17 protein-coding genes and 1 tRNA gene are annotated in these 17,434 nt (G+C 59.4%); 8 read left to right on the plus strand and 10 right to left on the minus strand.

Annotated elements, in window-relative coordinates; translation table 11 throughout:
- Nucleotides 1–17: 17 nt before the first annotated feature.
- From glmS to pcsA, 7 genes are all read right to left on the minus strand, one after another.
- A complete protein-coding gene (glmS, locus tag HNQ72_RS02255; RefSeq protein ID WP_183989378.1) occupies nt 18–1,844 on the minus strand; it encodes a glutamine--fructose-6-phosphate transaminase (isomerizing) in 1,827 nt (608 codons plus the stop codon).
- 123 nt (nt 1,845–1,967) lie between these two features.
- Entirely contained in the window at nt 1,968–3,329 is a 1,362-nt protein-coding gene (gene glmU / locus HNQ72_RS02260; protein WP_183989379.1) for a bifunctional UDP-N-acetylglucosamine diphosphorylase/glucosamine-1-phosphate N-acetyltransferase GlmU, read from the minus strand.
- A gap of 207 nt (nt 3,330–3,536) precedes the next feature.
- On the minus strand, nt 3,537–4,610 hold the full coding sequence (locus HNQ72_RS02265; RefSeq protein ID WP_183989380.1) for a BMP family ABC transporter substrate-binding protein: 1,074 nt from the start codon (nt 4,608–4,610) through the stop codon (nt 3,537–3,539).
- Between the two features lie 41 nt (nt 4,611–4,651).
- Nucleotides 4,652–5,578, minus strand: coding sequence for an ABC transporter permease (locus HNQ72_RS02270; protein WP_183989381.1), 927 nt, complete (start codon nt 5,576–5,578; stop codon nt 4,652–4,654).
- The gene (locus HNQ72_RS02275) at nt 5,578–6,666 is read right to left on the minus strand and encodes an ABC transporter permease (protein ID WP_183989382.1); all 1,089 of its coding nucleotides are present in this window, start codon (nt 6,664–6,666) and stop codon (nt 5,578–5,580) included. Before HNQ72_RS02275 ends, HNQ72_RS02270 begins: the two co-directional genes overlap by 1 nt.
- On the minus strand, nt 6,656–8,257 hold the full coding sequence (locus tag HNQ72_RS02280) for an ABC transporter ATP-binding protein (protein WP_183989383.1): 1,602 nt from the start codon (nt 8,255–8,257) through the stop codon (nt 6,656–6,658). The genes HNQ72_RS02275 and HNQ72_RS02280 overlap by 11 nt, the downstream gene beginning before the upstream one ends.
- Before the next feature lie 166 nt (nt 8,258–8,423).
- Nucleotides 8,424–9,152 (minus strand): phosphatidylcholine synthase, encoded by a 729-nt coding sequence (gene pcsA, locus HNQ72_RS02285; RefSeq protein ID WP_148144782.1) that lies wholly within the window; start codon nt 9,150–9,152, stop codon nt 8,424–8,426.
- 301 nt (nt 9,153–9,453) lie between these two features.
- Here pcsA and HNQ72_RS02290 point away from each other — a divergent pair, with 301 nt between their 5' ends.
- Nucleotides 9,454–10,656: a UbiH/UbiF family hydroxylase gene (locus HNQ72_RS02290; RefSeq protein WP_183989384.1), complete on the plus strand. Its 1,203-nt coding sequence runs from the start codon at nt 9,454–9,456 to the stop codon at nt 10,654–10,656.
- Here the strand turns inward: HNQ72_RS02290 and HNQ72_RS02295 are convergent.
- Both HNQ72_RS02295 and HNQ72_RS02300 read right to left on the minus strand, forming a co-directional pair.
- Nucleotides 10,633–11,595, minus strand: coding sequence for an AEC family transporter (locus HNQ72_RS02295; protein ID WP_183989385.1), 963 nt, complete (start codon nt 11,593–11,595; stop codon nt 10,633–10,635). The two genes, HNQ72_RS02290 and HNQ72_RS02295, sit on opposite strands and share 24 nt — an antisense overlap.
- 27 nt (nt 11,596–11,622) lie before the next feature.
- The gene (locus HNQ72_RS02300; RefSeq protein ID WP_183989386.1) at nt 11,623–12,369 is read right to left on the minus strand and encodes a cytochrome c biogenesis CcdA family protein; all 747 of its coding nucleotides are present in this window, start codon (nt 12,367–12,369) and stop codon (nt 11,623–11,625) included.
- Between the two features lie 188 nt (nt 12,370–12,557).
- Here HNQ72_RS02300 and HNQ72_RS02305 point away from each other — a divergent pair.
- The 6 genes from HNQ72_RS02305 (at nt 12,558) to HNQ72_RS02325 (ending at nt 16,685) form a co-directional block, all read left to right on the plus strand.
- Nucleotides 12,558–12,633, plus strand: a tRNA-Lys gene (locus HNQ72_RS02305).
- A 142-nt stretch (nt 12,634–12,775) separates the two neighbouring features.
- On the plus strand, nt 12,776–12,901 hold the full coding sequence (locus tag HNQ72_RS30915) for a hypothetical protein (protein WP_280518256.1): 126 nt from the start codon (nt 12,776–12,778) through the stop codon (nt 12,899–12,901).
- A 158-nt stretch (nt 12,902–13,059) separates the two neighbouring features.
- Nucleotides 13,060–13,239: a hypothetical protein gene (locus HNQ72_RS02310; protein WP_183821613.1), complete on the plus strand. Its 180-nt coding sequence runs from the start codon at nt 13,060–13,062 to the stop codon at nt 13,237–13,239.
- A 234-nt stretch (nt 13,240–13,473) separates the two neighbouring features.
- Nucleotides 13,474–14,763, plus strand: a complete 1,290-nt coding sequence (locus tag HNQ72_RS02315; RefSeq protein WP_183989387.1) for an efflux RND transporter periplasmic adaptor subunit — start codon at nt 13,474–13,476, stop codon at nt 14,761–14,763.
- A gap of 13 nt (nt 14,764–14,776) precedes the next feature.
- On the plus strand, nt 14,777–15,490 hold the full coding sequence (locus tag HNQ72_RS02320; protein ID WP_183989388.1) for an ABC transporter ATP-binding protein: 714 nt from the start codon (nt 14,777–14,779) through the stop codon (nt 15,488–15,490).
- Nucleotides 15,480–16,685, plus strand: coding sequence for an ABC transporter permease (locus tag HNQ72_RS02325; RefSeq protein ID WP_183989389.1), 1,206 nt, complete (start codon nt 15,480–15,482; stop codon nt 16,683–16,685). The genes HNQ72_RS02320 and HNQ72_RS02325 overlap by 11 nt, the downstream gene beginning before the upstream one ends.
- A gap of 33 nt (nt 16,686–16,718) precedes the next feature.
- On the opposite strand, the gene HNQ72_RS02330 is transcribed toward HNQ72_RS02325, so the two are convergent.
- Entirely contained in the window at nt 16,719–16,973 is a 255-nt protein-coding gene (locus tag HNQ72_RS02330) for a DUF6074 family protein (RefSeq protein WP_183821609.1), read from the minus strand.
- 263 nt (nt 16,974–17,236) lie between these two features.
- Between HNQ72_RS02330 and HNQ72_RS02335 the strand changes: the two genes are divergently transcribed.
- Nucleotides 17,237–17,401, plus strand: a complete 165-nt coding sequence (locus HNQ72_RS02335) for a hypothetical protein (RefSeq protein ID WP_183989390.1) — start codon at nt 17,237–17,239, stop codon at nt 17,399–17,401.
- Nucleotides 17,402–17,434 lie beyond the last annotated feature (33 nt).

Consider the following 17,434-nt stretch of genomic DNA (forward strand, 5'->3'; position numbering starts at 1 on the left):
CCCTTAAATCACCGACATCACTCAACTGTGACGGACTTGGCAAGGTTCCGCGGCTGGTCCACATCGGTGCCCATGAACACGGCCGTGTGATAGGCGAGTAACTGGATCGGCAGCGAGAATATCATCGGCGCGATAATCTCGTCGACATTCGGCAGCGTGATCGTCGCCATGGTTTCGAGCTTGGAGGCAGCCGCCCCCTTCTCGTCGGTGATGAAGATGATCTTGCCGCCGCGGGCCGCCACTTCCTGCATGTTCGATACCGTCTTTTCGAAGAACCGGTCATGCGGGGCAATGACGATGACAGGCATATGCTCGTCGATCAGCGCGATCGGCCCATGCTTCAACTCACCGGCCGCATACCCTTCGGCATGGATATAGGAAATTTCCTTGAGCTTCAGAGCGCCTTCCATGGCAAGCGGAAAACTGGTTCCGCGGCCAAGATAAAGCACGTCCTTGAAACGCGACAGATCGCGCGACAAAGTTTCGATCACCGGCTGGATCTCGTTCAGCACCTTGCTCATGATCCGTGGCATCTCGGCGAGATGTTTGACCATCGCCTTTTCTTCGGCCTCGGAGACGGTGCCCCGTGCACGACCGGCGGCAATTGAAAGGCTGGCGAGCACGGCCAGCTGGCAGGTGAATGCCTTGGTCGAGGCAACACCGATTTCGGGGCCTGCGAGGATCGGGAAGATCGCATCGGATTCCCGCGCAATCGTCGATTCGCGCACATTGACGATCGCGCCGATCTTCAGCCCCTCATCTTTGCAATAGCGCAGCGAGGCAAGCGTGTCGGCCGTTTCGCCCGATTGCGAGATGAACAGTGCGGCCTGCGTCGGCGACAGCGGCAGTTCGCGATAGCGGAACTCTGATGCCACGTCGATCTCGACCGGCAGTCGGGCATAACGCTCGAACCAGTATTTGCCGACGAGGCCGGCGAGATAGGCCGTGCCGCAGGCGGAAATCGCAAGGCCCGACAGTTTTGAGAAGTCGATCGCCTTATCCGTGGACTTCACCGTGTGGTTGGCGAAATCGATGTAATGGCCGAGCGCATGGGAAATGATCTCCGGCTGCTCGTAGATTTCCTTCTCCATGAAATGCCGATGATTGCCCTTGTCGACCATGAAGGCAGTCGCCTGGGAAATCTGGCTTTTGCGGCTGACCGGACGGCCCTGGTAATCCATCACCTCGAGACGGTCATGGGTGATGATGGCGCAGTCGCCATCGACCAGATAGGTGATCTCGTTGGTGAACGGCGACAGCGCGATCGCATCCGAGCCGAGGAACATTTCGCCCTTGCCGTGACCGATCGCCAGCGGCGGTCCGAAACGGGCCGACAGGATCGTGCCCGGATCGTCCTGAAACATCACGACGAGAGCATAGGCGCCGGAGACGCGGTTGAGCATGGCGAGCATCGCCTCGCGATGCCCCATGCCTTCGCGCGTGTATTTGGCGAGCAGGTGAGCAACGACTTCCGTATCCGTCTGGCTGGTGAAGATCGCGCCGTCCGCGATCAACTCGTCCTTCAGCTCGGAAAAATTCTCGATAATTCCGTTATGGACGACCGCCACACCGTCGACGAAATGCGGGTGGGCATTCACCTCGTTCGGCACGCCATGGGTCGCCCAGCGCGTATGTGCGATACCGATCGTCCCCGGCAGCGGTTCGCCATCGAGCTTCTTTTCCAGATTGAACAGCTTGCCTTCCGCGCGACGACGGTCGAGCCTGCCCTCATGGATCGTCGCAACACCGGCGGAATCATAACCGCGATATTCAAGCCTGCGCAGCGCATCCACCAGACGCGCAGCCACCGGCTCTCGACCAACGATCCCAACAATTCCGCACATGCAAAAAACCTTTCGATAAATCAGCTGGACGCAAGTCCTAGACGATTGCTGCACTTGCGCAATCGCCGCATTCGTCACTTTCGGTATCGGCGCGTAATGCGCCGCAACTCTTCGTTCCTGGCCCTATTTCCCGGCCTTCTTGGCGGCCTTGATCGCCAGCGCCCGTTCGCGGATGACCTTTGCCCGCTCGGGCTTTACTTCCTGTCTCGCCCGCCCCAGCGCCAGGGCGTCTGCCGGAACGTCTTCGGTAATCACGCTACCCGACGCAACATAAGCGCCGTCACCAATCGAGACGGGTGCCACGAGTGATGAATTGGAACCGACAAAACTGTTTGCGCCGATTACCGTCTGGTGCTTGTTCACGCCGTCATAGTTGCAGGTGATCGTACCGGCGCCGATATTGGCATGGGCGCCGACTATGGCATCGCCGATATAGGTGAGATGGTTGACCTTGGCACCCTCACCCACCTTGCCGTTCTTTACCTCGCAGAAATTGCCGACCTTGGAACCTTCGGCCAGATCAGCGCCCGGACGAAGCCGCGCGAACGGGCCGACGGTTGCGCCGGCGCTCACATGGGCGCCCTCGATATGCGAGAAGGCGTGGATCACCGCACCGCCATCGATCGTCACCCCGGGACCGAAGATGACATTCGGCTCGATCAGCGCGTCCTGGCCGATCTGCGTATCGAAGGAGAGGAACACGGTTTCCGGTGCAATCATCGAAACGCCGGAGACCATCAGCTCGTGACGGCGGCGCTCCTGCCAGAGTTTTTCGATGACCGCCAGTTCGGCGCGGTTGTTGCAGCCGGTGAGTTCCGTTTCCGGCGCATCGACCGCGACCACCTTGCCACCTTCGGCACGGGCGATCTCGACGAGGTCGGTGAGGTAATATTCGCCCTTGGCATTGTTGTTGCCGATCTTGTCGAGCAGCGAAAGCGCCTTCTGCCCCTTGATTGCCATCAGACCGCTATTGCACCAGGTGACCTTGCGCTCCTCGTCCGTCGCATCCTTTTCTTCGCGGATGGCGACGAGTTCGCCGTTCTCGACCAGCAACCGGCCGTAGCCGAACGGCTTGTCGGTATGAAAACCGATGACGACGACATCGGCGCCCTCCGCCAGTTTTTCACGCGCGGCAACAAAGGGGGCGGCTGTGATCAGCGGCACGTCTCCATAGGCGACGAGAACATCGTCGAAACCTTCAGCAATCGCCTCACGGGCGGCAAGCACCGCATGGCCGGTTCCGAGCCGCTCGGTCTGCAGAAAGCTCTTCACCGAAACCCCGTCGAGCGAGCCGGCCTTGGCGACCTTTTCGGCATCGCGGCCGACGACCAGCGCCGCATTCGTCATTCCCGCCGAAGCGATAGCCGCCATCACATGCGCGATCATCGGGCGGTTTGCGACCGGATGCAGCACTTTCGACATCGATGACTTCATCCGCGTGCTGTCGCCCGCAGCGAGAATGACGGCAAGGCAGGAACGGCTCATTTAGGGAATCTCCTTCGGCATTTGCTCGCTGTTTAGCAGCAACAATCTTGCAGGGCGATAAACGGCTTGTGTCTCAACGACATAAAAAGAAAGGGCGCCCGAAGACGCCCTCATTTTTTGCTCGCAAGCCCCTCGCTTTGGCTCGGGGCGTTCGTCGCTGCAATCGATTCACTGGATCGATTGCTCCTGCTTATGCAGGACCGCGCCTCACTTCGGCAGCTTGTCGTCCACGCCTTCGATGTAGAAGTTCATGCCGAGCAGAACGCCGTCTTCAGCCTTTTCGCCGGCCTTCAGCCATTCGGAACCGTCCTGCTTGTTGATCGGGCCGGTGAACGGATGCAGTTCGCCCGACTTGATCTTGGCTTCGGTCTCTTCCGCCATCGCCTTCACGTCGTCCGGCATGTTGGTGTAGGGAGCCATGGTCAGGATGCCGTCCTTCAGGCCGTCCCAGATCTGCTCAGACTTCCACGAACCGTCGAGAACGGCCTTGGTGCGCTTGATGTAATAGGCGCCCCAGGTGTCGACGATTGCCGTCAGCTGCGTCTTCGGGCCGGCCGCGATCATGTCGGAAGCCTGTCCGAAGGCGACAATGCCGCGCTCTGCAGCAACCTGCATCGGAGCGGTCGTGTCGGTGTGTTGGGTGAGGATATCGACGCCCTGGTCGATCAGCGCCTTGGCGGCGTCGGCTTCCTTGCCCGGGTCGAACCAGGTATTGGCCCAGACGACCTTGAGCTTGAATTCCGGATTGACCGACTTCGCGCCCAGTTCGAAGGCGTTGATGCCCATGACGACTTCAGGAATCGGGAAGGAGGCGATGTAGCCGGCTACGCCCTTCTTCGACATCTTGGCGGCAATCTGGCCCTGGATGTAGCGGCCTTCGTAGAAACGGGAGTTGTAGGTGGCGAGGTTTTCAGCTGCCTTGAAACCGGTCGCGTGCTCGAACTTCACATTCGGGAATTTCGCGGCAACCTTGACCGTCGCGTCCATGAAGCCGAACGAGGTCGTGTAGATCAGGGCGCAGCCGGAGCGAGCCATGCGCTCGATGGCGCGCTCCGCATCCGGGCCTTCCGGCACGCTTTCGAGGAACGGCGTCTCGATCTTGTCGTCGAGAGCCTTCTGCAGCGCCTGGCGACCGATGTCGTGCGCCTGCGTCCAGCCACCGTCGGTCTTGGAACCGACATAGATGAAGCAAATCTTCTTCTTTTCCTGAGCAGACGCGCTACCGGCAAAACCGCCGAGCACGGCGGCTGTGGCAGCCAGCGCAATGATTAGTTTTTTCATTTTCCAACCTCTGATGGAGTATGACATGAACGTTAACGTGGTCACCGATCGGGGACAAATGGTTTTCCGAGAGATGCCGGCGTATTGATGAGCGTCGTGCGGCGATTATGCGAAATGATGATCAGCACGACAATAGTTGCGACATAAGGCAATGCGGAGAGAAGCTGCGACGGAATGGCGATCCCGCCACTCTGCGCCAAAAGCTGCGCATGCAATTGTCCGATGCCCACGGCACCGAAAAGATAACCGCCGGCGAGAACCCTGAGCGGCCGCCAGGATGCGAAGACGACGAGCGCCAGCGCGATCCAGCCACGACCGGCCGTCATGTTCTCCACCCATTGCGGCGTGTAGACCAGAGAGAGCTGTGCGCCTGCAAGACCGGCACAGGCTCCGCCGAACAGGACGGCGAGATAACGTGTGCGAACCACGTTGATCCCGAGCGCGTGCGCCGAGCCGTGACTGTCGCCGATCGCCCGCATTTTCAGGCCTGCGCGGCTCTTGAACAGGAACCAGCTGATACCGAAGACCAGCGCCACCGACATGTAGAAGATCAAGTCCTGCGAAAACAGCACGCGTCCGAAGAACGGAATATCGGAGAGCAGCGGAATGACGATCGGCTGCAGGCGAACACCCGGCATGCCGACAAAGGCCTCACCGATCTGGCCCGAAAGACCAAGGCCGAGGATCGTCAGCGCCAGACCGGTCGCCACCTGATTGGCAACGAGCGTCAGCGTCAGGAACCCGAAGAGCAGCGAGAAAATGCCGCCGCCGACGATGCCACCGAGAATGCCGAGATAGGCGGAACCGGTCAGTTGCGCTGTCGCGAACGCGGCAACCGCACCCATGATCATCATGCCTTCGACGCCGAGATTGAGCACACCCGATCGCTCAGTCACCAGTTCGCCGAGAGCGGCAATGACCAGCGGTGTCGATGCGGTGATGACTGTCAGAAGGATAGCTTCGAACATCAGCTTTTTCCTTCCTGAGCGGCGGATGGATTGAGGATCAGGCGGATCCGGTAATGGATCAGCGTATCGCAGGACAATACGAAGAACAGGATCAAGCCCTGGAAGACACGACTGACCTTGTCGGAAATGCCAAGCGAAAGCTGCGCCGCCTCACCGCCCAGATAGGTGAGCGCCAGCACGAAACCCGAGGCGATGATACCGAGCGGATTGAGCCTTCCGAGAAACGCGACAATGATCGCGGTAAACCCGTAGCCCGGCGAGATCACCGGCTGCACATGGCCGATCGAACCGGAGACTTCCGAAATCCCGGCAAGCCCGGCGAGTGCGCCTGAAAGCAGCATCGAGAACCACACCATCTTGCGCGCCGAAAAACCGGCGAACCGCCCTGCCCGCTCCGACTGGCCGAGAACCGAAACCTGAAAGCCCTTCAGCATGAAGCGCATCATGAACCACAGCGCCAAGGCTGCGATGAGCGCAAAGACGATGCCCAGATGCGCGCGACCCGAATCGAGGATTTCCGGCAGAACCGCTTCCGGCTGGAAACTCTTGGTCTGCGGGAAATTATAACCCTGCGGATCACGCCAGGGGCCGCGCACCAGCCAGTCGAGGAACAACTGCGCGATATAGACCAGCATCAGGCTGGTCAGAATCTCGTTTGTGTTGAACCGCGTCTTCAGAAGCGCCGGAATGCCCGCATAAAGCGCCCCACCGATCATTCCCATGATCAACATCAGCGGCAGGATCAGCGGCGAATGCCATTCGGGGTTCAACACCGGCAGGATCGAACCGGTGATCGCACCGATGGTGAACTGCCCTTCCGCGCCGATATTCCAGTTGTTCGACCTGAAACAGACCGACAGACCGACCGCGATCAAAATCAGCGGTGCCGCCTTGATCGCCAGTTCATGAAGCGACCAGACGTCGAGCAGCGGCTCGACGAAATAGATGTAGAGCGAGTTGAGCGGGCTTTTGCCCAGAAGACCGAACATGATTGCGCCGGCAATCAGCGTCAGCGCCAGCGCCAGAAGCGGCGACAGGACCGAAAAGAGCACAGATGTGTTGCCGCGTTTCTGAAGCTCAATGCGCATGCGCAGCCTCCATTCCGGCCCGGTCTTCTCCAGAAGACTTTTCCCCGGAATGACTGTCATGAATGCCGCCCATCAGCAGGCCGATCTGTTCAAGTGTAAGCTCTCCCGCAGGATAGGGTTCTGAAAGCCTGCCATCCGAAATCACGGCAATCGTTGCGGCAATCTCGAAAATCTCGTCGAGATCCTGGCTGATGACAATGACGGCGGATCCCGCTTTTGCCAGATCGACTAGCGCCTGACGAATGCGGCTCGCAGCGCCCGCATCGACACCCCAGGTCGGCTGGTTGACGACCAACACGGAAGGCTGGCGATCAAGCTCACGGCCGACGATGAATTTCTGCAGGTTCCCGCCCGAAAGTGATCCGGCCGTCGGATCGTCACCGCTCTTGCGCACATCCATCATCGAACAGATGCGCCGTGCGGCAGACAGGATCGCATCCCGTTTGACGATGGCGAGAGGCCCGCCGGCCAGAAATGCCTTTTTATCGGATCGGCTTCGCGCCAGAAGCAGATTGTCGGACAGCGAAAGCGCCGAGACCGCCGCGTGGCCATGCCGCTCTTCCGGCACGAACCCCGCTCCGAGCAGACGGCGCCCGTTGATCCTAAGACGACCCACGGGTTTTCCGCGCAGGACGATGCCATCATTGTCAGAAATCGGATATTCGCCGGAAATGGCATCAAACAGTTCCGACTGGCCATTGCCAGCAATGCCCGCAATGGCAAGCACCTCGCCCGCCCGGACCTTCAGCGAGATATCTTTGAGCGCAACCGCAAACGGCGTACGCGAGGCGACCGAAACCTTGTTCACCTGCAGCAGAACATCGCCAAGCGCGTTGGCGCTATCGCGTTTCACCTCGGCCACTTCGGTCCCGACCATCATCCGTGCGAGCGAGGCAGGCGTTTCCTGCCTGGGGTCGCAAGCACCGGTCACCTTGCCGTGGCGCAGAACGGTGGCCCGGTCGCAGATGCGCTGCACCTCTTCCAGCCGGTGACTGATATAAAGAACCGAACGCCCTTCGGCCTTCAGCCGCATGAGCGTCTCGAACAGGCGCTCGGCCTCCTGAGGCGTCAGAACCGATGTCGGCTCATCGAGAATGATCAGCTTGGGGTTCTGCAACAGCGCCCGCACGATCTCGATGCGCTGGCGTTCACCGACGGAAAGATCGGCGACATGGGCAGACGGATCAAGCGGCAGGCCATAAGCTCTGGAGACGCTCGCCGTCTCTTCCGCGATCTTCGCCAGAGGCGTCCTTGGGTCAAGCGACAGGGCGATGTTCTCCGCCACCGTCAGCGCCTCGAACAGAGAGAAGTGCTGGAAGACCATGCCTATGCCGAGACGTCGTGCCTCGCCGGGCGATGGGATCACCACTGGCTTTCCTTCCAGTGAAACGGTCCCTGAACTCGGCTGCAACACGCCGAAGAGCATCTTCACCAGCGTCGATTTGCCAGCGCCGTTTTCACCCAGCAGCGCATGGATTTCCCCATGCCCAATATCGAGATCGATTGTATCGCAGGCCGCGAAACTGCCGAAGAGCTTGGTCAGCCCTCGAACAGACAGAAGCGGGCTTGCTTCAACGCCCTCAAACGTCACGGAACCCCCTTTTTATATGCAGTGCCGTCCGTTGCAGCGCTGCATTTTCTTTCGTTTTGTCAAATGAATTGGCAGCCCTTCGCACGACCGAAGACCGTCATGTGATATTGATACCGTTTTTGCAGACATCCACAATATGAAAGAGCGTGTTCCATGCTGCAGCGCGTTATTTTCCAAGGTTCGGAAAAAGCTGCAATATTCCACCGATGCAATAGAGGTAAATGCCGCTGATCACCACACCCCAGACAACCCAGTCTGGAGACTGGAAATGCAGGAGCAGCGAATAGCCGCCAAGCGCGCACCAGATGGCCCCAACAGTCAGATTGAGCGGCCGCAACCGCTTGACGCGTACAGGATGCAGAAAGTTGATCGGCAGGAAGGTCAAGACCACCGAAACCGTCACCACGATCATCGCGGTCGTTGCACTTGCATCGATGACGAAGAGTGTGAATACAACCATGTTCCAGACGACCGGAAAACCTGAGAAGAAGTATTCATCCGTCTTCATGCCCATGTCGGCATAATAGATCGCGCTCGAAACCACGATCATGCCCGCCGCCACGAACGACCACGGTTCGCCGATCATGCCGCTCTGGTAAAGCGCAAAGGCTGGCAGGAGAACATAGGTCACGTAGTCGATCACATTGTCCAGCATGTCGCCGGACCAGTTCGGCAGCACTTCCTTGACGTTGAGTTTGCGGGCGATCGGCCCGTCGACACCATCGACCAGCAGCGCCAGACCGAGCCACCAGAACATGTCGATGAAACGATGTTCGGCCGCAGCGACTACGCCGAGAAAGGCCAGAAAGGAACCGGAAGCCGTAAAGATGTGGACGCAGAAGGCGCGGATTTCCGCATAGGGCACTGCACGATAATTGAAGATCCGTCTGAACACGTGCGCCCCGTTTTCTTACTTCCCGCCTCTAGCTTGATCTTCGGGTATGCTGCCAATTCCGGCGCATTGCAACCGCCAGCCGCCCTTATCATGGGTTTTACACCACTTAGCGCCGATGGAAGCCCAATCACAGATACCCCATGGATTGAACCCTCAAGACGCTCTACATAGAGCGCGACTAAAGCGTTTCGCGATCCTTCGGATTCGCTCACGCGCTTTAGATTCTTGATTTGTCGCATGTCTTCAGCGCAAAACCGCCTCACAGTTTTGCCCGACATGCTTGAGGAATTGGAAGCGGACAATGCAGCATTACGAGATCGCGATCGTCGGTGGCGGCCTGGCAGGCCAGGTGGCAGCTCTTGCACTCGGGCGCGCAGGCCGAAAAGTTTGCCTCATTGCCGCATCGCCGAAACACGATGATGGACGCACAACCGCGTTGATGGACCAGTCCGTGCGCTATCTCGAGCGTCTCGGCGTGTGGGATCGGATCGCACCATCCTCCGCAGCACTTTCCGTCATGCAGATCCTCGACGGCACCAACCGGCTGCTGCGCGCCCCGCCCGCGCAATTCCGCGCCAGCGATATCGGGCTTCACGCCTTCGGCTACAACATCCCGAACAAGGCGCTGGCCGAAGTTCTCGATAGCGCACTTGCCACCGAACCCAACCTCTCCCGCATCGAGACCAATGTCGAAAGCATCGCTCTTACTGCGGACAAGGTGACAATTGCGATCGATGGCGGCGAGGTCATCGAGGCCGACTTCGTCATCGGTGCCGACGGCCGCAAGTCGATCACCCGCGAGGCAGCGGGCATCGATGTTCGCAAATGGTCTTACCAGCAGTCAGCCCTGGTGCTGAATTTCGCCCACACCCTGCCCCATGGCAATGTATCGACCGAATTCCACACCGAAAGCGGCCCGTTCACTCAGGTTCCGCTACCCGGCTCACGCTCCAGCCTGGTCTGGGTCGTCCGTCCGGAAGAGGCTTCGCGCCTGACAAGCCTTCCGACGGAAGAACTGTCGAAGATCGTCGAAGCGCGCATGCAGTCGATCCTCGGAAAGGTCACCGTCGAAGGCAAGGCACAGGCCTGGCCGCTGTCGAGCATGATGGCCGAGCGTTTTGGCGCCGGGCGCGTCGCACTTATCGGCGAAGCCGCCCACGCCTTCCCGCCCATCGGCGCGCAGGGCCTGAACCTGTCGCTGCGCGACAGCATGACGCTCGCCGACCTCCTCTCTGGCCAGCACGATCGTCCGATCCCGGCCGATGCCGGTGACCGCTACAATCGCCGCCGCAAGCCGGACGTGATGAGCCGCACATTCAGCGTCGATCTTCTCAATCGCTCGCTTTTGACCGATCTCATCCCGGTGCAGATGGTGCGAGCAGCCGGCATGCACGTGCTCAACGCTGTCTCTCCCCTGCGCAACGCACTGATGCAGGAAGGTGTCGAGCCGGGTCGCAGCCTGAAGAATTTCGTTCGCGAATTAGGGAAACAGATCCGGCGGTAAGATCCCGCTGGAGATGATATAAAGCCATATCGGCAACGTCACGATCGATGCGACAGTGATGAGCAGGATGCTTGCCGAAGCTCTCTCTTGCCACACGCCATATTGCTGGCTGATGACGAAGACATTGGCAGCAGTCGGAAGTGCCGCCAGTAGCATTGCGGCATGCATCCACACCGGATCGAAGTCACCGACCAGCGACAGCACCACATAGACGCTGAGTGGCAAAAACACGAGCTTCAACACGGCGAGATAACCGAGCTCGGCCGGAATGCGCTTTACCGGCCGCAAGGCCAGCGTCACGCCCATGGCAAACAGCGCGCAAGGCGCAGCGGCCTGCGCCAGGTAATCGACGAGTTTCAATGCCGGTTCGGGCAATTGATGGCCGGAAGCTGCCGCAGCAAAGCCGAGCGCCGTGGACAGGATGAACGGATGCAGCGCGACCTTCTTTGCGATCGAGCCGACGATCAGGTGTAGCTGCCGCTTGTCGTCTCCCGCCAACGCCATCATGGCCGGCGCCATGATGAAATGGGCAGCGTTTTCCAGGCAGACGATCAGCGCCACCGGCACCGCGGCTTTGTCCCCGAAGGCAAGCAGCGCCAGACCCGGCCCCATATAGCCGATATTGCCATAGGCGGCGGTAAAACCCTGGATCGTGCAATCCTCGAACGAATTGCGCCGAACCACATACCCGACCAGAAAGGCGCCCGTAAAAACGAGGTAGACGGCCGCGATCTCCCCCAGGATAAAGTCGATGCGCGTCAGTTCCTCGATCGGCGTGCGCGACACGAGCTTGAAGAAAAGCGCCGGCAGCGCCGCATAGATGATGAATGTATTGAGCCAGCCGAGCGCTTCGAGTGGCTGTCCCGTTGCTCTCGCCGCCACATAGCCGATCAGGATCAGGCCGAAGAAGGGCAGAAGCAGCGCTACGACATCGACCATGATTGATCCGCTATTTCAGCAGATCGATCAGCCGATCTGCATCAGGATTGGAAACGTTTCCTGGAACCAGATCGCCGCCGAGCTGACGAAGCCGAAGATGAAGGCAAGGCCAGTGACGATCAGGAACACGCCCATCGCTTTCTCGACCAATCCGAGATGGCGACGAAAACGGGTCATAAAACGCATGAAAACGCCTGAAAAGGCCGCCGCGATCCAGAACGGTACGGCAAGCCCGAGCGAATAGATGCCGAGCAGGGCCGCGCCCTCACCCACCGTGTCGCGCGATGCCGCCACGCCGAGGATGGCGCCGAGAACCGGACCGATACAGGGCGTCCAGCCGAAGGCGAAGGCAAGGCCCATCAGATAGGCGCCCGAAAGCGTCGCAGGCTGACCTGATGCCTGGAACCGCGCCTCACGCGACAGAAACCCTATCCGCAGCACACCGAGAAAATTCAGACCCATGATGATGATGATCAGCCCGCCGATCTTCGACAGGAGATCGAGATGCTGACGCAAAAGCACACCGACGGTGGACGCACCGGCTCCAAGCATGACGAAGACGGTGGCAAAACCGAGCGTGAAGAAGAAAGCCGACCTGAGAACCGCCTTGCGTGCCGGCGATGCGGCCTGAGAATCCTGGTCACGGAACTGATCGACGGAAATGCCGGCCATGTAACAGAGATAGGGCGGAACCAGCGGCAGGACACAGGGCGAAAGGAACGACAGTGTCCCGGCCAGAAGCGCGGTAAAGATGGATATTTCGGCAATGGACACTGGATTGCTCCGCTTATCAGATAGGACAGAGGCGCTACCGCCGATTGCCACTTAATGCCAATCACCTTTTATGCATCGACAGAAAAAGCATCGAATAGCGTTTTTTTTGATGGTTTAGCGGGTTGACCGCAAGATGTGACCTGCATATGTATCGCGCACTTTCGAAAGGCGCCCCGGCGCAATGGTGAGAGAGCATAGCTCAGCCGGTAGAGCAACTGACTTTTAATCAGTAGGTCCAGGGTTCGAATCCCTGTGCTCTCACCACTCGAAAGATTTCCATTGCCCGGTCTTCGGTAACATTCCCGCCGTTCGCGATACAATTCTTCAATACGATATACCACCTTCCAGACATACTCGACGGAACAAGTGTTTCGTTGCGGTGTTATTGCCGCCGAAGGAGACTTCCATGCGGATTATTTTCGTCGTTCTTATTGCCTCTGTTCTGAGCATCCTCGGTTTCAAGTATATGGATCGCTCGATCGGCGAGCAGCAGATCATGGCAACGCCGGCCGAAATGTCGGCAAGCAGCTAGTATTCAGATCGAAAGCCGCCAGAAACAGGACTGACAGCACGTAATCATCCGCAAGGCATCCTCTTCCTTCCGATCCCGGACGCAGCCGCCAATCTGCTTTGTGGTGAGGGAGCTATATTTCGATGCCTCGTTTTCCTTTTGACCAAGGAGAAATCCAGATGAGACGCAGCACCGAGTTGATTGTCCTGGCGACCCTTATTGCCGGCAGCCTGGCAATCTTCTCTGCGTTGATACCGCCCCGACCCGGAAATCCGGTAAAAACCGACCGGCTGAGCGGAGAACAGACGCAGACGGCATTCCTGCCCGAACGTTTTGGCGTAGCGAGCAGCAGGCAATAGACATGCACAAAGAAAGACTATGGCCGGCGCTCCGCAAGAGCCCGGCCATAGTGATTCTGGACCAGCCTGATCCAGGTCATTTGAGCGGCACTAACCGACAACTTACGGTTATTTAATTTCTCCCGAAGCGCGTTTCATGGCATGGAGCGCGTAAGATTCTACGCCTGCAGGTAGGTCACACGGCTCGCCCGCAGCAGATGAAACAGACTGACCGATGAAAAACGAGGCCCACGAGTGAACGCCCCTACCGATCCCCTCACTTCCGGCAAGCCGGACGCTCCGGATCTCGCCGCGATCCTCGCAACCTCTGGCCAGAAACAGAAGCGCGGGCGCGGCAAGTGGCTGCTTGTGCTCTGTCTCTTGCTGATAGCCGGCGGCCTCGGCTTCTATTTTTATGGCTCCGGCGACGGCCAGCAGTTCGACTACACCACGCAAGCCGCAAAGACCGGTGACCTGCAGGTCATCGTCACTGCCACAGGCTCGATCCAACCGACCGATCAGGTCGACATATCGAGCGAACTGTCGGGCACGGTGCGCAAGGTCAATGTCAGCTATAACAGCCCGGTCAGGGCCGGCGACATTCTGCTGGAACTCGACACCAACAGGCAGGAAGCCGATGTCCAGAGCGCCCGAGCCCAGCTTGCCTCCGCCAGGGCCAATGTTCTGAAGGCTCAGGCGGAAGCCGCTTCTGCAAAGATCAGCTTCGACCGCCTGACCTCGCTGGTCAACAATCGCATTTCCAGCCAGCAGGATCTCGACGCCGCCAAATATGCTTATGATTCGGCGGTTGCGACGACGGAGATCAATGAGGCAGCCGTGCTTTCCGCGGAAGCAAGCCTGCGCCTGGCGGAAGTCAATCTCTCCAAGCTCAAGATTGTCTCGCCCATCGACGGCGTCGTTCTCACCCGCGACGTCGATCCCGGCGCGACCGTTGCCTCTTCGCTCAATGCGCCGGTGCTTTTCACCATAGCGGGCGACCTGAAACACATGGAGTTGCAGGTCGCTGTCGATGAAGCCGATGTCGGTCAGGTCCGCGAAGAGCAGGAAGCGCGTTTCTCGGTCGATGCCTATCCCAACCGGCATTTCCCGGCAAAGATCGAATCCGTCCGCTTCGCCTCCGAAACCGTCAACAATGTCGTGACCTACAAGGCGATCCTGACGGTCGACAACGAGGACCTGCTCCTGCGCCCCGGCATGACGGCAACCTCGGATATCACCGTGCAATCGGTGACCGGCGCGCTGCTCGTACCCAATGCGGCGCTGCGCTATTCGCCACCATCAACCATGCAGCCGCGCGGCAGCTTTCTGTCGCGCCTGTTTTCCCCGCCCCGCCCACGTGGAAATCGCGGTTCCCGCGGTGACGCAACTGCCGCAAGCCGATCGGTCTGGGTTCTGCGCAATGGCACAGCTGAGCGCATCTCCGTCGAAATGGGCGCAACCGATGGCCAGTTTACCGTCGTCAAATCGCCGGACCTCAAGGATGGCGACCTGTTGATCACCGAAGCAACAGTGCGTGGCCGCTGACGGGAGATCGACCATGACAGCCCCCCTCATCGCATTCAGGCAGGTTTCGAAAGTCTATGGTCGCGGCGAAGCGACCATTCGCGCACTCGACAAGATAGACCTGACCATCGCGCAGGGCGAGTTCGTCTCGATCATGGGGCCGTCCGGCTCCGGCAAGTCGACGGCGATGAACATCATCGGCGGTCTCGATCTGCCGTCTTCCGGCGACTACATCTTCCAAGGCATCCCGACGAGCGGCTTCAGCCGCGCGCAGCTAACCCTGCTACGTCGGCACATGCTCGGTTTCGTCTTCCAGGGTTTCAATCTTCTCGCCCGTACCTCGGCAGTCGAAAATGTTGAGCTTCCGCTCGTCTATCGCGGCATGGACCATGCGGAGCGAAGGCGTCGGGCGATGGCTGCACTGGAACAGGTCGGGCTTCGCGGACGCGAGGGCCACACGACCCAGGAGCTTTCGGGCGGCCAGCAGCAGCGTGTCGCGATCGCCAGAGCCATCGTTACCGACCCGGCTGTGCTGCTGGCAGACGAGCCGACAGGCAACCTCGACACCAAGACCAGCGTCGAGATCATGGATCTCATCACCAGTCTCAATCGCGAAAACGGCATCACCGTCATCATGGTCACCCATGAAGAGGATATCGCCGCCTATGCGAGACGACTCCTGCGTTTCGTCGACGGTCATCTCGTCAGCGATGAAATCCAGGCCAGGGAGGCTGCCCATGTGGTTTGAGACGGCAAAACTTGCCTGGCGCGCCATCAGCCGCAATATGCTGCGCTCCTTCCTGACGGTACTCGGCGTCGTCATCGGCGTTGCTGCCGTCATCGCCATGGTCACCATCGGCAACGGCACGACCGCCAAGGTGCGCGACGAACTCTCGAGGCTTGGCACCAACACGCTTTTCGTCCGTCCAGGCCAGTGGGGACCGGGCCGGGCAAGCACCGAGGCCAAGCGCTTCACCGATGGCGATATTGCGGCAATCCGTGATCAGGTGGGCGGCCTGCGCGCCGTGGCACCCGTCAACCGCGGCACGGCAACCGTGATCGCCGGTGGGGCAAATCGCTCCACCAGTGTCATCGGCACCACCGCCGATTATCTGATCGCACAGGATTGGGAACTCGCGCTTGGCCGGGATTTCTCAGTCACCGAAGATCGTGGCAGTCAGGCCGCCTGCATCATCGGCGAGACGACACGCAGGGAATTGTTCGGCGCAGCAGATCCCGTCGGCCAAAGCATCCGTGTCAGCAATGTCGCCTGCCCGGTCGTCGGTGTTCTCGCCGTCAAGGGCCAGTCGGGTATGGGCGACGATCAGGACGACACGGTGATCATGCCGCTCAAGCTGCACCAGCGCCGGATCGGCGGCACGACGACGATATCGAGCATCGTCCTTTCCGCCCAGGACGGCGTGTCGACGGCAAAGGTTCAGGCGGATGTCGAAAGCCTGCTGAGGGAACGCCGCCGCATCGCCATCGGCCGCGACGACGATTTTACCGTCAACGACATGTCCCAGATCGCCGCCGCCATGACCGGCACGACGATGCTTCTGACCGGCCTTCTCGGCGCAGTCGCCGCCGTCAGCCTGCTTGTCGGCGGCATCGGGATCATGAATATCATGCTGGTCTCAGTCACCGAGCGTACGCGCGAAATCGGTATCAGGCTTGCGATCGGCGCACTGGAAAACCAGGTGCTCACGCAGTTTCTCGTCGAGGCGGTGATGTTGTCGATCTTCGGCGGCGTCACCGGCATCGTCACCGGTCTGGCGCTGGCCTATGGCGTCGTGGGTTTTCTGGAAGTTCCGTTTGTCGCGAGCCCGACAATCATCATGCTCGCATTCCTGTTTTCAGCGGCGATCGGCATGATCTTCGGATATTTTCCTGCAAGGCGCGCAGCACAGCTCAATCCGATCGACGCACTTCGCCACGAATGACGGCATCAAGTGCCGGCAAAAACCGGCAATTCCTCAGTATGCGGAAGCGTCGCGCTCGTCTTCGGCAAAGGCCATCTGCAATTCCATCTGCACGGCATGCATGAAGATCGCGGCCTGATGGCGGATTTCTTCTTCCTCGACACCCTGAGCCCGAAACCCCTTGGCGAACTGTGCCATTTCGGTGCGCCAGAAACGGTTTGCTTCTTCACCGTGAAGACGCTGAAGAGCGTCGGCGCATCGTCTCACGTCGGCGGTCCGCCGGTCGGCGGGGAACTGCAGCAGTGTCATGCCATCTCCATACTCGATGGGCCGAATCGCCCGTACATGAAGGCACTTTCGCCGCCAGACCTTCACAAAAAGTGAACCGATCAAAAACCTTTTGGTTCCGATTCAAGGCCTTGCCGTCTCATTCTCGGACAATATGTTAGGATCGAGTTAGGCTTAACGCACTGTTTCGAGGGACGCTCAGGCGATTGATAACCAGCCCGGCGCAAGCCGAAGCACTGAAAGATGTCCCACACACGTCATGAGGACAGATGAAAGGGACATGAATGTCTAAGGAACTTGATCACGTGAACCAGCCGTCGGACCAGTCTATTGCGCTCTTCCTGCAGGAAAACGACATGGACGGCCTGACCGACATTCTCGTCGAGGCATTGTTCCAGGCGCTCAGCATCATGGACAGCGAAAAACCCGTCATGGAAACCCTGCATTAAAAGCAGTTCCGGCGAACAGGACACGGTTCTGCA

The sequence above is a fragment of the Aliirhizobium wenxiniae genome, from assembly GCF_014201355.1.
GTDB lineage: Bacteria > Pseudomonadota > Alphaproteobacteria > Rhizobiales > Rhizobiaceae > Neorhizobium > Neorhizobium wenxiniae.